Source organism: Nocardia sp. (assembly GCF_025465275.1).
Classification (GTDB): Bacteria; Actinomycetota; Actinomycetes; order Mycobacteriales; family Mycobacteriaceae; genus Nocardia.
The window spans coordinates 78271-92149 of the sequence record NZ_JAODNK010000202.1 but is presented as its reverse complement, the minus strand read 5'-3'; the positions used below and the strand labels follow the sequence as shown (position 1 = coordinate 92149).

Sequence of the window (13879 nt, the reverse complement as noted above, 5' to 3'; positions counted from 1 at the left end):
TCGTCATCCCGGCATGCTTTTGGCCGGGATCCACACCGGGGGCGCGCTCCCACCAGCTCGGTGGATTCCGGCCAAAAGCTCGCCGGAATGACGGGGTGGCATTGCGAATAGCGCTCGACCCGGCGGGCACTTCCGTGAGAGGGTCACAGGCGCGCCCGGCGTCAGGTTCGGCCGCGCACATCATTTTCCGATAATTTCCCGGTCATGACCTCGTCGGAGACGTTGGGCAGGCGTTCAGGATGGCCTACTCTCTGCCTCTGTGCGTGTATTGGTGTTGGAGGATGATCAGCAGCTCAGTCGTGAGGTAACCGATGGGTTGCGTTCGGCGGGATTCGCGGTCGACTTCGCCTACGACATCGCCGACGCCGACTTCAAGATCGCCATCAATCGCTACGACTGCCTGGTCGTCGACCGCGGCCTGCCCGACGGTGACGGCCTGGACCTGGTCGCCGGCGCCCGGCACGCGGGTCACACCATGCCCGCGCTCATGCTGACCGGCCGCGACGGACTCGACGATCGGCTCGCCGGATTCGAGCAGGGCGCCGACGACTATCTGACCAAACCGTTCGCACTGCCCGAACTGGTGATGCGGGTGCGCGCGCTGTGCCGGCGGCAGGAGCAGCCCACCGCCTCGCGAATCGCGGTGGCGGATATCGATATCGACCTCATGCGCCGGCGGGTGACCCGCGCCGGGATCATGCTGACCCTGACGCCGAAGGAATTCGCCGTGCTCGAACTCATGGCGACCCGGCTCGGCACCGTGGTGACCCGTACCGATCTCATCGAATGCTGCTGGGACGAAATGGCCGAGCCCGCATCGAATGTGGTGGATGCCGTCGTTGCGAAGTTGCGGCGCAAGCTCGGTGAGCCCTGCCTGATCGAAACCGTGCGCGGCACCGGCTTTCTCATCGGTGGGGCGGTATGAGCGGTCAGGGCCCGGAGGCGCCGCGCCGCCTCTCCGCGCTTGCCTGCGTAACCACGCAGGGCCCCCGCTCATGCCGCGTGGTGACAGCATGAGTTCACATCGACTACCCGCCGTGGCCCGGCTGCGGCGGGCGCGGTGGCTGATGACCGGGCTGGTCACCAGCATTACCGCGACGGCCGTGCTGGCGCTCGGATTCGTGGCGTCCACCATCGATTCGCATTCGCGCGCAATCGAAGCCGACCGCCAGGTGGAGAAGGTGGCGGGCGGACTGGCGCGCGCCATTCAGCACGATGACAAGAATGTGCTGGACCTGTCCACGGTGATCGACGACGATCTGGCCAAGGGCCCGACGGCGGTTATTGTACTGGTGCGCAAACAGGGTGAGTCGTGGAAGCAGGAGCACACCTATCTGCGCTCGCTCATGCCCAGCGATACCGAGATCACCACCCTCGCCACCCAGACCGAGGACCACTCCAACGGCGACCTCTACGCCTCCATGCTCCAGACCTCCACCGATATCACCGGCCGGAAGGTACGCGTGGCGGGAACGCCGGTGTACTGGACGGATTGGGACAATTTTGTGGTCATCCTGGCCAGCAGTGAGTCCATGGACAATCCGGGTCAGCATCTGATGCTGTTGTGGGCCTTGGCAATCGGCGGCAGCCTGCTGGTACTGCTGTCCACCGCCGCCGCATATCTGCTCTCCGGCCGCAGTCTCCGCCAGGCGCTGCGCCTGCTCGACGAGCACGAACAATTCCTCGGCGATGCCGCACACGAATTGCGCACTCCCCTCACCACTTTGAAGTTGCTCACCGAATCGCGGCCCAAACCCGAAGAGGTGCAACAAACTCTGGCCGAGGCCCGCAAACTGGCCGACCGCATGGCCCGCCTCGTGACCGGCCTGCTCGCCCGCGCCCGAATGCAAACCGGCATAGCCGAACCCGAGCGCACCATGCTGCGCCTGGACCAACTGGCCGAGGCCGTCGCCGAGGAAGCCGCCGACCACCGCATCACCGTCACCGCCCACCCCACCGTCGTAGTGGGCGACCCCCAACTCCTCGGACTGGCCATCCGAAACATGTTGGAAAATGGCCTGACTCATGGTGCGGTCAATCGCGCCGCCCCCGTCGAAGTCCACATTGCCGAGGGCCGGGTCAGCGTCCGCGACCACGGCCCCGGCGTAGATCCGGTCATGTCCGCCAGCCCCTTCAACCGCGGCGCCGCCGGCCGCTCCGGCCGCAACGGCATCGGCCTCGCCCTGGTGGCCTGGGTAGCCCAAACCCACGGCGGCAATGCCTCCATCGAACCCGCCGCCGGCGGCGGCACCATAGCCACCCTCTGGCTCCCACCCGCCGATATCACCGCCGGCGTGCCTGCCGGAGTGCGGATGTAGGCCCGGCCTCTCGCTCGGATTCACCCTGCGGCGACCATGCGCACCAGCAGCTCTCCGGCCGCGGGTTCCGGATCGGGCAGCGTATCCAGCGCCAGCGCGTCCAGGCTGCCGATACGGTCGAATGTCAGAGCTCGCATGCGACGCCTCCCCCTTGCCATTCGGCCCGATTGCCGTCGGGACGAATCTGCCACTACTTCCCCGGATCAGTGAATGCGAGCTGCGTCACTTCGGAGCGATCGGGGCGCTGAAACGCCGTAGCCGGGTAATGCCCCCCAATGTGTGCGTGTCGAATCACCCCGAGTTCGAGGCAATTCGGCGGAACATGGAGTGCGGTATCTGCGGAACGAAGGGGCACTGATGTTGGAGTCGCTCACAATGGTCCGGCATGGCGAAAGCGTCGGGAATGCGGCGCTGGCGGTGGCGATTGCGGCGGAGGCGGAAGAATCCGGGTTGGGGCTGCGGGATTCCGATATTCCGCTCTCCGATCTAGGCCGGGCGCAGGCGGGCGCGGTCGGGAAGTGGCTGGCTCTGCAGTGGGAGTCGACGGATGCGGTGCTGTGTTCACCGTATGTGCGGGCACTCGAAACCGCCGAGCTCGCATTGCGTTCCGGGCGGGCGCCCGCGGTGCGGGTCGATGAGCGGCTGCGGGACCGGGAACAGGGCCTATTGGGCGGGCTGACCGAACTGGGTGTGCGGCGCCGCTATCCGGCCGAGGCGGCCGCGCGGGAACGCATGGGCCGCTTCTACTATCGGCCGCCGGGCGGCGAGGCGTGGACCGATGTGGCGCTGCGCCTGCGGACACTGCTGCCCGAACTGGATGGCCACGTGCTGGTTTTCGCGCACGACCTCGTAATCGTGATGACCCGCTACATCCTCGATGACCTGGATGAATCCACCATCCTGAAGATCGAGAGCAATCAGCTCGCCAATGCCTCGATCAGCCGGTGGGAACGGGACCACTCAGGGCTCCGCCTGCTGCGATACAACGATATCGGGCATCTGGAGTAGCACGACCGAGAGTGTTGTGAGAAGTCACGGAATTCGGGGCTTGCGGCTGCGGCTGATCACAATGCAATGGCAACCCCACCCCCCGGCCGCCCGGTATGCGTTATCGTTCCGTGACCGGAGGCCCTGCCTCCGGAGGTTGGAGGAGTCGCCGATGTCCGTCGACAATCCGGCCCGCACTGGGCTCATTATCTCGGGTACGCCGATGTCGTCGCCACTGCAGGATGTGCGCGGATTGGCGCGGCACATGGTCGGGCACTTCGTCGAGACCGTCGCTCCGTGTGGGACTCTGCCGGGCGACGCCATTCACGGTGATGTCACCACCATCACCCGTATGTGCCTGGAACTGGCGGTGGGCATGCTCGACGGGCAGGACCTGCCGGAGAAGACCAAAAGGCTGGAGGAGGCCGCGGCCCAGTGGGCGCGCGAAGGCATACCCATCGACACCATTCACCACGCCATCCACGAGGGCTTCAAGATCGGCTCCGATCTGGTGATCACCGGCGCCATGCCGCGGCATCTGCGGCGGAGCGGGCCGGACGGGGATGCCGAATTCGTGATCGCCGTCGCGGATGTGGACAACATCATGGGCGGCGCGAAAATGGTGATGGAACTGCTGGACCGGATGACCTCCGCGGTCTCCCGGGCCTATGTGCGGGAGCTGCGCTCGGTGGTCAGCGAGCATCACACCGCCGTGCACACACTCACCTCCGCGCTGCTGGGCGGGCACAGCACCTCCACCATGGTCCGTGAGTGCGGTATCGAGATCGCCGACTCATATCACGTGCTGGCCGTATCGATTCCGGAGCATCCGGAGGAGCATTCGCCGACCGTGGAGGGTGCGGTGGTGGCGCGGCGGAAGCTGCGGCGGCTGCAGGCCGAACTCGCCACCCGATACGCCGCGAAGGTGCTGTCCCTGCTCAGCGTGGACGGTGGCACAATTCTGGTGCCCGCCAATGAACTTCCCGATGAGCAACTCGACGAGTTGATCGAGCGGCTCTCGCGCGCGGCGCGGGTGCCGATTGCCGCGACCATGGTTTCGGCTACGCCGCAACAGATTCCGGATGCCGCCGATCAAGCGCACGAACTGCTCGATATCGTGCACCGGCTGCGTCTGACGCGCGGGCTGTTCCGATTCGACGAATTGGCGCTCGAGTATCAGCTCACCCGCCCCGGACCGGGCCGCGACCATCTGGGCTCGCTGCTCGATTCGCTCGACGCGCATCCCGAACTGCTGGAGACGCTGCGGACCCACATCAGCAATAATCTCAACCGGCAGCGGACCGCGCGAATTCTGCACGTGCACACCAATACCGTCGATTACCGGCTCAAGCGCATCGGGCAGCTGACCGGGTTCGATCCGACTCAGGCGGCAGGCCTCTGGTATCTGCGATCCGCGCTGGTCGCACGCACATATCAGGCGGGCTGAGAGCGACACAGTGCCCGGCGTGTTCCGACGAGTAACAACAACGCTCGCGCCGCACTTGTGAAGTGTCCAAGCAGGTATCGGATCGCGGTCGGCAGCAACAGGTTCCAGTTACGGTCGGTTACAGAGATTCCGGCAGCCGGTCCGGCGGCGGATCTCCACCGCACCACCTGACGAGGAGCACCGCTATGACCAGCACTGCTGCGAGTAAAACCGTGTTCGACAGCTCCGGAGAAGCCCTCACCCACCGGGTCACCGTCTATCTCGGCGGGCCGGATGACGGCGCCGAACTCGCCATGGAGTACGCGGCCACCTGGCCCGAAGCCACCGTCTTCACGGCGGCCGCCGTCCGCGCGGGACTCATCGTCACCGTGGACGGCCGCATCCGGCCCGGCCTGCGCCGGCTACCTCGGAACGGCCTGCGGCACTGACGCGAACGCCGTTTCCAGGGTCTGCCAGGCAGGACCGATCTGGGCCGCGAAGTCCTCCCAGTCGTGGATTCCCGCGTCCTCATAGTGCACGGTGGCGGGAATTCCCAAGTCGCTCAGGTGTTTTGCGAATTGGTCGGTGCAGGCACGGGCCCCCGCCTCCAATGCGACACCGCCACCCGCCTCCTGTAGCGCCGTCATGACGTCCCGGGCGGCCGCCACATCGGCCAGATCACTGGGGGTGGGCATACCGGATCCGGCCGAGAGGTAGATCACCGTGCCGCGCAAGGCTTCCGCACCCAGGGTGCTGTCGTGCGCACGCCATTCCGCCGTACCGGGCGGCCCCCACAGGTTGATCACATTGCCGCCGCGCGAGGCCACGGTAATGGTGGTGACCGCCGCACCGATGGCATCCATCGTGGAGTAGCAACCGCTCAAACCCGCTACGGCACGGTAGAAGCCAGGATGCCGGTGCGCGAGCATCATGGCGCCCTGCGCTCCCATCGACACGCCCGCAACGGCTCGTTGACCGTTCGAGTGGAGGTAGGGCTCGATGACGCCGGGTAGCTCCGCGGTCAGGAAGGTCTCCCAGCGATTCCAGCCGAGAGCGGCATCCGGGCTCTGCCAGTCGCTGTACATGCTGCCGGTGCCGCCGGTCGGCAGGACCACGTCGACGGGCTTGTCGGCGAAGAAGTCCGCGACGCTGCCCTTGGTCAGCCAGTCCGAAACCTTGCTGGCGTCAACGCCGTCCAGGAGATAGAGGGTCGGGCGGGGGGCTGTGCCCGCGCCGCGCAGGACATCCACGGTGATGGTGCGACCCATAGCCGCGGAGGGGACATCCACCTGCTCCCAGTGCGGTCCGATCGCGTCCACGGGAAATGCCACCGACTGCAAGGCGATTCGAGTCGGCAGTAACCCACTGCCCAGAGTGGCCCCCGGCAGTCCAGCCACCAATGCCAGCGCGAGCACGGTTCCGGCCAGCGCCGCCCGCCGCGTCACACCGCCGCCCAGGTGGTTCTGTGGCTGATATCGATCGGTTCGTACGGCACGGTGGCTCCTGATGGTGGTCCCGGCGTGAGGGGACCGAATGTAGGCCCGATCACGCTGCTGCACATTCGATTCCGGATAGGACTGGGGTACCCACGGTTTTCGACCTCACGCGCTGTTGCCGGTCACAAACTTCGGGAAAGCCCGGAAACCCATTGCGACATGCGGAAACCCGCCGAGTGGATGCGAGGCGTCCGCTCGGCGGGCACTCCTCCGGCTGGGAACGCGGCAGTGCCGCACCGGAGGTGTCGAATTCGCAGCAGTCCTTCGTTGCGGGGGCAGGGAAGGACCCGGCCTCACCTCCGAAGCTCTTGTCCCGATTCGGTTTCCAGCCACGGTATCGACCGCGCAGCACCTTATGTTCGATGCCGTGACCTGGTCGAGCGTAGCGACGGCGGCGTACCGCCGGAACCACGTACAGCCAGCTCTTGGACACTTCACAATCGTGGTGCACGAGGGCCGGGACGAGCCACAGCCGTGTGCGGGCCCGGCACGATCGTCATCGGATTACCGCGCTGAACCGAACCACTCCAGGGTCTGGCCGTGCGGGGCGGCGTAGGCCACCGGATCGCCGTCGAGCGCGGTGATCATCCGGATACCGGTGGGAACGGGTGGCAGTGTGGCCGAACCGAAGTCGAGCACCGCGGTGCCCTCATTGGTGATCCAGCGGCACGGCAGGGTGCGCATGACGGCCTGGAATGCGGCGCGGCGCTCCGGTGGCAGATAGGTCAGCACGGCGCTGCCGAAGACGATCACCGGAATGTCTTGCGGCACTGCGTGAACCAGGTCGGCGATCGTGTCGACCAGATCGCCCGCCACCAGCTCCGGCGGGTCGCGGCGGACGATTGCGGCGGCACTTCGTAAGCGCGCCAGTCGATCTCGCTGTTCTGGCCAGACCAGACATTCGAGCCAGCGCAGATTCTCGTCGTCGGCGAGATCGAGCGGGTTGAGATCCACCCCGGCCCGATACGCCACCTGGGGCAGCGCCTCCGGAAGGGGCGGATGCCCGGACGTGTTGCAGGAGAGCACAACCTCCGATCGCCCGCCTACGGGATCGAGAATCGGCCGGTCGTCGTAGCGGTAGCTGTAGCGATCCGGATAGAGACACAGTCCGGCAGAGGCGCCGAACTCGATCAGCGCCACCGGCTGCGCCGGATACAGATTCAGCACCGGCAACAACGTCGCAGTACGCCCGACCTCATTGGTCTGCGTGCGATGCGTCATCGCCACCTCACGCACCTCACCCCAGTGCCCGACCAGGAACTCCTCGAACTCCGCGAACCCCGACTCCACAGCACCCACATAACGAGCCGCCCCGAACACCAGATTCGGCTGCCGCTTCGACTCGGGCAACTGGTCGATCAACCCGAGAAGCCTTGGGCTGTCGCCAATTCCGCAACTCCACGCCTCATAACACGGCGAAAACCCCCGCACCTCGAGCTCAGCAAACAGTCGATACCGCTGCGACGTCTCCACCCGACTCCCTACGTCAACCCCACCGGCCCGCAAACGAGCCGTGCCCGCGAGAGTACCGATACCTGGCACCGAACCAGGTCCAAACAATTCTGAAAAAGTTCAGAATTGTCGCTAGGATAGCGATAGGTGGGCAGGCGCCGAGGTCACACCCACAATCCCGAAGGGGTCACCGTGGTTACCGAGGTTCAGTGGAGCGAGCTACAGCGTGACCCGAAGCAAGTGGCGCTACTAGCCGACCAAGGGACCGTCCGGGTGCGCCGGCGTGATGGCGCGCCACTGCTGCTGATCCGCGAGGACAGCGCTACTGCTCTGTCGGAGGGGTCCGTCACTGCGGCGCGCGCGCTGCGAAATGTCCTTTCACACCTGCCACACGACATCGCCGCCCGCGCCCTCATGGATGAGTTTCCCTGGGTGGACGTGCTGTCCGAGAAGTCACAGGCTCAGTTCGTGAAAGACTTCGCCCGCGCCTTCCAAGCCTCGGCTGAGTTGGGCGAATGGTCGATCCTCACGCAGACCATTATCGAGTGGCGCAGCACCGCCCTCATCGCGGCGGATCCCGTCCTTGCGGAAAGGCTGACTCGCCCGGCGGAGGGCGACTTCGGACCGGCACCCGAACCTGTGGGGGAGGTATCGGATGACGGCCAAACGGGGTGACCGTCGCGCCGCCCGCTCGGCCCGGCGCATGGGTGACACGCTTCGGGACGACGGAGGCCGCGAAGGGATGGGAGGATCTGTGCCGAACCGCCCGGTTCAACACCTGGGAAGCATGGATCGTTCTCACCGAAAGACCGACCAAGCCGGAGAATCCGCACCGTCAGCACAAACTCCGAGGCGAATGGGAAACCCGATCAGTCCGTGGCGAGACCTTCGAACAGTGGCAATACGAAGTTACGGCAGGCGGTCGGATTTGGTATTGCCCCGACGCGGCCAATCGAATTGTTTGGATCATGGACGCCAGCTGCGGCCACCCCAAGGCGACTGAATAGCGCACCGATGCACCCGCTCGGAAGGCGCTGAAAGCAGCTAGGGCGCTTCCGGTTTCGCGCCGGAAGCGCCCTAGCTGTGCACAACGGTCAGAGCATGCAGCTTACGCAGCCCTCGACTTCGGTTCCCTCCAGAGCCATCTGGCGGATGCGGATGTAGTAGAGGGTTTTGATGCCCTTGCGCCAGGCGTAGATCTGGGCGCGGTTGACGTCGCGGGTGGTGGCGCTGTCCTTGAAGAACAGGGTCAGGGACAGGCCCTGGTCTACGTGCTGGGTGGCGGCGGCGTAGGTGTCGATGACCTTCTCGAAGCCGATTTCGTAGGCGTCCTGGAAGTATTCGAGATTCTCGTTCGTCAGGTAGGGGGCCGGGTAGTAGACGCGGCCGATCTTGCCTTCCTTGCGGATCTCGATCTTCGAGGCGACCGGGTGGATCGAGCTGGTCGAGTGGTTGATGTAGGAGATGGAACCGGTCGGCGGAACGGCCTGCAGGTTCTGGTTGTAGATGCCGTACTCCATGACCGACGTCTTTAGCTCGCGCCAATCGTCCTGGGTGGGGATGTGCACGCCGGCCTCGGCGAAGATCTCGCGGACGCGATCGGTGGCAGGCTCCCACGCCTGGTCGGTGTACTTGTCGAAGTACTCGCCGCTGGCGTACTTGGACTCCGGGAATCCGCCGAAGTACTGCCCGCGCTCCTTGGCGATCAGGTTCGACGCCCGGACCGCGTGGTACGCGACGGTATAGAAGTAGATGTTCGTGAAGTCGACGCCCTCTTCGGACCCGTAGTGGACGTGCTCACGCGCCAGGTAGCCGTGCAGGTTCATCTGCCCCAGGCCGATGGCATGAGATTCGTTGTTGCCCTGCTCGATCGACGGCACCGAGAAGATGTGCGTCTGATCCGAGACGGCGGTCAGCGCGCGAATCGCGGTCTCGATCGACTTGGCCAGATCCGGCGAATCCATGGTCTTCGCGATATTCAGCGAACCCAGGTTGCACGAAATGTCCTTGCCCACCTTGGAGTAGGTCAGGTCGTCGTTGTACAGCGACGGGGTCGAGACCTGCAGAATCTCCGAGCACAGGTTCGAGTGGGTGATCTTGCCCTTGATCGGGTTCGCCCGGTTCACGGTGTCCTCGTACATGATGTACGGGTAGCCCGACTCGAACTGCAGCTCGGCGATGGTCTGGAAGAACTCGCGCGCCTTGATCTTCGACTTGCGAATCCGCTTGTCGTCGACCATCTCGTAGTACTTCTCGGTGATATTGATGTCCGCGAACGGCACACCGTAGATGCGCTCCACGTCGTACGGCGAGAACAGGTACATGTCCTCGTTCTTGCGCGCCAGCTCGAAGGTGATGTCCGGGATGACCACACCCAGCGAGAGCGTCTTGATACGGATCTTCTCGTCCGCATTCTCGCGCTTGGTGTCCAGGAAGCGGTAGATGTCCGGGTGGTGGGCCTGCAGGTAGACCGCGCCCGCACCCTGACGCGCACCCAGCTGGTTGGCGTAGGAGAAGGAATCCTCGAGCAGCTTCATGATCGGGATGACACCCGAGGACTGGTTCTCGATCTTCTTGATCGGAGCACCGGTCTCACGAATATTGCTGAGCAGCAGGGCAACACCGCCGCCGCGCTTGGACAGCTGCAGCGCGGAGTTGATGGAGCGCCCGATGGACTCCATATTGTCTTCGATGCGCAGCAGGAAGCAGGAGACCGGCTCACCGCGCTGCTTCTTGCCCGAATTGAGGAAGGTCGGGGTGGCCGGCTGGAAGCGGCCGGACATGATCTCCTCGACCAGTTCGGCGGCGAGCACCTCGTCGCCGGCGGCCAGGGTCAGCGCCACCATGCATACGCGGTCTTCGAAACGCTCCAGGTAGCGCTTACCGTCGAAAGTCTTCAGCGTGTACGAGGTGTAGTACTTGAACGCGCCGAGGAAGGTCGGGAAGCGGAACTTCTTGGCGTACGCCTGCTGGAACAGTCGCTTGATGTAGTCGCGGCTGTACTGGTCCAAAACCTCTGTCTCGTAATAGTTCTCCTTGACGAGGTAGTCGAGCTTCTCGTCCAGGTTGTGGAAGAAGACAGTGTTCTGATTGACGTGCTGCAGGAAGTACTGGTTCGCGGCCTCGCGATCCTTCTCGAACTGGATCTCGCCGTTCGGGCCGTACAGGTTCAGCATCGCGTTGAGCGCGTGGTAGTCCATGCCCGCGGTGGACTCGCCACTCACGGTGCGTTCTACGCGGGCAGTTTTTCCGACCGGTGCGGTTGTCGTTGCCAAAACAATCCCAATCCCTCTCGGACGCGCTCGACGTCCTCAGCAGTTCCCATGAGTTCGAAGCGATACAGGTACTCCACTGCGCATTTACGCGAAATCACTTCGCCCGCAAAGCAGTACGTATCACCGAAGTTCGTATTGCCGGCTGCGATGACACCGCGCAGGAGCGCACGGTTGTGCGGATCGTTGAGGAATTTGGCCACCTGACGGGGGACGAATTCCTTATCTGATCGCTCACCACCCAGGACGTGCCGACCGCCGCCATACGTCGGAACGATCAGCACATAGGGTTCGTCGACACGCAGCGAGTCGGCGGTATGAAGCGGTATGCGAACGGCGGGGACTCCCAGCCGTTCCACGAAGCGGTGCGTGTTCTCCGATGCGCTGGAGAAGTAGACCAGATTTGTTGTCTGCGTGGACAACTCGGCCATCTCCCCTCCTCTCGTCCGAAGGAACCCGCGAAGGCCACCGACCCTGATCGGCAGCCCGGGCCCGCTAGGCGACAGCGACAGCGTCGGCGAGCGCCTTGATGCGGTCCGGCCGGAAGCCGGACCAGTGATTGTCACCGGCGACGACGACGGGGGCCTGCAGGTAGCCCAGGGCCATGACGTAGTCGCGCGCCTCGGGGTTCTCGGAAATGTCGATGATGTCGTAGGGGACACCGGCCTTGTCGAGCGCGCGGTAGGTGGCGTTGCACTGGACACAAGCGGGCTTGGTGTAAACGGTGATGGTCATTGGTATCCCCTTCTCCTTGCCTTAGATCCGATGCTGTGCACGGCTGAAACAAGAACCATGTTGTAAGTGCGCAAACCCCTGGAAGCGGAACCGAAATCCCAGGTCGTGCAGCTCCCCTCTAGGGTCCCGCCGCATGCCCTTCCAGCTCCCAAGACACTACACCTAGTGGCCGACAGAATCTTCCGACACGACATGTTGCGACTCACAAAGGTGAAATTCATATGAACGAAGTACCAGGACGCTCGATTCGCAAGCTTGCACAACTGAGGCGCAGATCACATTTTCAGCCTTCAGCACATTCTCAGCAAACACATCATTCACCCTGATCAACAGCCTTCACGCGAGCCACACGCGACTCGAGTGGTGGCGGCTCCGGGAGTAACCGAAGGACCGATCCCGCGCCCGAAAAATCCGGAAGATCGCGTCCGCCCCGGCGTGTCGCACCTCCGAGCCGAACCGCACAGCCCGTGTCTGTACCGAACAGCCCGCATCGACCCTGTCCGGTACAGACATGGGCTGTGCGGCAGCGCTGAGCACGGCGGGCGTCAGCCGATCGTGAAGCGCGAACCATCGACCGGACCGGGAGCGAGCAGCCGGTTGGTGGCGGCAATGCCGTAGGTCTGCGCGTCGTAGGCCGACAGCGGTTTGCCGTCGATTTCGATCTCGGCGAAGGTGATCGGCGCGAAACCCGGCAGCGCCGCAGCGAGGTGACCCTCCACCACGATCTCGGCGGTTCGCGCGGGCGTGTCCGAGGGCTGCACCGTGCTGCGCACCCAATTCTTGGTGCGGTTCTCCAGCGTCATCGTGTAGTTGTGCCCGTCCCAGCCGACCGTGGAATGCATGACATCGCCCGGTTGCGTCGTGACATCGTCATAGCTGACCGGCGGTGCGGGGTACCCCTCCCACCAGGCGTCCACATCCCTTTCGGGAGTACACAATCCGCCGAGGAGCGGGAGGGCGCAGACGCCGTCCATCACGCCGCTGAGCGCGTTCGACACCTGATCGCCGAACCGCATCACCAGACCCGACAGGTGGGGATCGGCATAGGAGAGGCCAGCGGCCGCGTCCTCCAATTGCAGACCGGGCAGCGCGGCATAGAAGGCCGCGTCACTGGCACAGAGCGATTCGACGCCGGTCTGCATGAGCGGCAGCGCCACATGCCCGTCGAGTCCGGTCGCACCGTTCAGGCCGACCCAGGGCACCACGCGCTGCAGTGTGCCCGGATTGAGACAGTCGATCTCCGGCTGCGTCCAGGTCGCGCTGACCTGACGGAAATCACCCTTCACCACGTATCCGGCCCAATTGCCCAGATAGAGGCGCACATTCGATTGCGCACCGGCATCGGCCGCGGTGACCGCCACCGTGACGGCCGAGACGGCGAGCACGGCAGCCAAGCAACACCGACTCCAGGCAGTATTGCCACTCGGTAGCTTCATCAACTGAAGCTAGCTCAGAAGTGTTCGAAATAGCGGAAGGCCACGGCCGAAAAGCCGTGGCCTCGCGCTTTATTCAGTGAGTGATCGACTTAGTTACTGAATATTTACTGTCAGGCGTTCGCCTTCGCCTTCACCGACTCGACCAGCAGGCGTACGGAGGCGGCCAGCTGGGTCAGCGCCTCGGCGTCATCGGACGGATGCGTCTCGACGAAACGCTGGCCGATGGTGCCGAAGTGCAGCGAGGCCTCCTCGACCACGGTCGCGCCCGCGACACCGAGCGCCTTGACCGCATCGCCGTGCGACCACTTGGCGGCGTTCGAACTGATGGACGCGCTGACCACGGCGGTCGGCTTACCCTTCAGCGCGCCGGCGCCGTACGGGCGGGAGGCCCAGTCGATGGCGTTCTTGAGGACGGCGGGCAGCGTGCCGTTGTATTCGGGGGTCAGCAGCAGCAGACCGTCGGCGGCGGCGACGGCGGCACGCAGCGCGGCCGCGGCGGGCGGGACCTGGCCCTCGACGTCGAGATCCTCGTTGTAGAAAGGAATATCGCCGAGACCCTCGTAGAGGGTGATCTCGACACCCTCGGGGGCGGTCTGGGCGGCGGCCTCGGCGAGACGGCGGTTGATCGAGGCGGCGCGGAGGCTGCCGACGAGGGCGAGAAGGCGAGTCTGCGACATGGTGATCACTCCTGCGTACTTGTTGGTGCTGCCGGTGGCGGCTGATTCATCTCAGGTTAACCGGACTACGGTCCGCTTGC

The 13879-nt window shown here is 64.7% G+C and carries 13 protein-coding genes; 6 read left to right on the top strand and 7 right to left on the bottom strand.

The features are described 5' to 3' along the window. Positions 1-259: 259 nt before the first annotated feature. The 5 genes from JWN03_RS41390 (at position 260) to JWN03_RS41370 (ending at position 5180) form a co-directional block, all read left to right on the top strand. Positions 260-925, top strand: coding sequence for a response regulator transcription factor (locus JWN03_RS41390; RefSeq protein ID WP_297627581.1), 666 nt, complete (start codon positions 260-262; stop codon positions 923-925). 88 nt (positions 926-1013) lie between these two features. After that, positions 1014-2318: a sensor histidine kinase gene (locus JWN03_RS41385; RefSeq protein ID WP_297627578.1), complete on the top strand. Its 1305-nt coding sequence runs from the start codon at positions 1014-1016 to the stop codon at positions 2316-2318. A gap of 357 nt (positions 2319-2675) precedes the next feature. After that, positions 2676-3326, top strand: a complete 651-nt coding sequence (locus tag JWN03_RS41380; RefSeq protein ID WP_297627575.1) for a histidine phosphatase family protein — start codon at positions 2676-2678, stop codon at positions 3324-3326. A 151-nt stretch (positions 3327-3477) separates the two neighbouring features. Then, complete coding sequence (locus tag JWN03_RS41375; protein ID WP_297627572.1) at positions 3478-4752, top strand: PucR family transcriptional regulator; 1275 nt, start codon at positions 3478-3480, stop codon at positions 4750-4752. Positions 4753-4937: 185 nt separating this feature from the next. Beyond that, a complete protein-coding gene (locus tag JWN03_RS41370; protein WP_297627570.1) occupies positions 4938-5180 on the top strand; it encodes a hypothetical protein in 243 nt (80 codons plus the stop codon). On the opposite strand, the gene JWN03_RS41365 is transcribed toward JWN03_RS41370, so the two are convergent. Continuing rightward, a complete protein-coding gene (locus JWN03_RS41365) occupies positions 5154-6176 on the bottom strand; it encodes an alpha/beta hydrolase (protein ID WP_297627567.1) in 1023 nt (340 codons plus the stop codon). The genes JWN03_RS41370 and JWN03_RS41365 overlap by 27 nt on opposite strands. A 555-nt stretch (positions 6177-6731) precedes the next feature. Next, a complete protein-coding gene (locus tag JWN03_RS41360; protein ID WP_297627563.1) occupies positions 6732-7700 on the bottom strand; it encodes a DUF2332 domain-containing protein in 969 nt (322 codons plus the stop codon). Between the two features lie 171 nt (positions 7701-7871). Here JWN03_RS41360 and JWN03_RS41355 point away from each other — a divergent pair, with 171 nt between their 5' ends. Further along, positions 7872-8354, top strand: a complete 483-nt coding sequence (locus JWN03_RS41355) for a hypothetical protein (RefSeq protein WP_297627561.1) — start codon at positions 7872-7874, stop codon at positions 8352-8354. A 419-nt stretch (positions 8355-8773) separates the two neighbouring features. Here JWN03_RS41355 and nrdE read toward each other — a convergent pair whose 3' ends face one another. The 5 genes from nrdE to JWN03_RS41330 form a co-directional block, all read right to left on the bottom strand. Then, complete coding sequence (gene nrdE / locus JWN03_RS41350) at positions 8774-10879, bottom strand: class 1b ribonucleoside-diphosphate reductase subunit alpha (RefSeq protein WP_297627602.1); 2106 nt, start codon at positions 10877-10879, stop codon at positions 8774-8776. A gap of 32 nt (positions 10880-10911) precedes the next feature. Next, a complete protein-coding gene (gene nrdI, locus JWN03_RS41345; RefSeq protein ID WP_297627559.1) occupies positions 10912-11382 on the bottom strand; it encodes a class Ib ribonucleoside-diphosphate reductase assembly flavoprotein NrdI in 471 nt (156 codons plus the stop codon). 64 nt (positions 11383-11446) lie between these two features. Next, positions 11447-11686, bottom strand: a complete 240-nt coding sequence (locus JWN03_RS41340) for a redoxin NrdH (protein ID WP_297627556.1) — start codon at positions 11684-11686, stop codon at positions 11447-11449. 545 nt (positions 11687-12231) lie between these two features. Next, positions 12232-13071, bottom strand: coding sequence for a G1 family glutamic endopeptidase (locus JWN03_RS41335; RefSeq protein WP_297627600.1), 840 nt, complete (start codon positions 13069-13071; stop codon positions 12232-12234). 161 nt (positions 13072-13232) lie between these two features. Continuing rightward, positions 13233-13799, bottom strand: a complete 567-nt coding sequence (locus JWN03_RS41330; protein WP_297627553.1) for an NAD(P)H-dependent oxidoreductase — start codon at positions 13797-13799, stop codon at positions 13233-13235. Between the last annotated feature and the right edge of the window lie 80 nt (positions 13800-13879).

Excerpts from the sequence above, each read along its gene's own strand:
- JWN03_RS41385 (WP_297627578.1), top strand. The coding sequence starts at position 1,014 with ATGAGTTCACATCGACTACCCGCCGTGGCCCGGCTGCGGCGGGCGCGG.
- JWN03_RS41380 (WP_297627575.1), top strand. The coding sequence starts at position 2,676 with ATGTTGGAGTCGCTCACAATGGTCCGGCATGGCGAAAGCGTCGGGAAT.
- JWN03_RS41375 (WP_297627572.1), top strand. The coding sequence starts at position 3,478 with ATGTCCGTCGACAATCCGGCCCGCACTGGGCTCATTATCTCGGGTACG.
- JWN03_RS41370 (WP_297627570.1), top strand. The coding sequence starts at position 4,938 with ATGACCAGCACTGCTGCGAGTAAAACCGTGTTCGACAGCTCCGGAGAA.
- nrdE (WP_297627602.1), bottom strand. The coding sequence starts at position 10,879 with ATGGACTACCACGCGCTCAACGCGATGCTGAACCTGTACGGCCCGAAC.
- nrdI (WP_297627559.1), bottom strand. The coding sequence starts at position 11,382 with ATGGCCGAGTTGTCCACGCAGACAACAAATCTGGTCTACTTCTCCAGC.
- JWN03_RS41340 (WP_297627556.1), bottom strand. The coding sequence starts at position 11,686 with ATGACCATCACCGTTTACACCAAGCCCGCTTGTGTCCAGTGCAACGCC.
- JWN03_RS41330 (WP_297627553.1), bottom strand. The coding sequence starts at position 13,799 with ATGTCGCAGACTCGCCTTCTCGCCCTCGTCGGCAGCCTCCGCGCCGCC.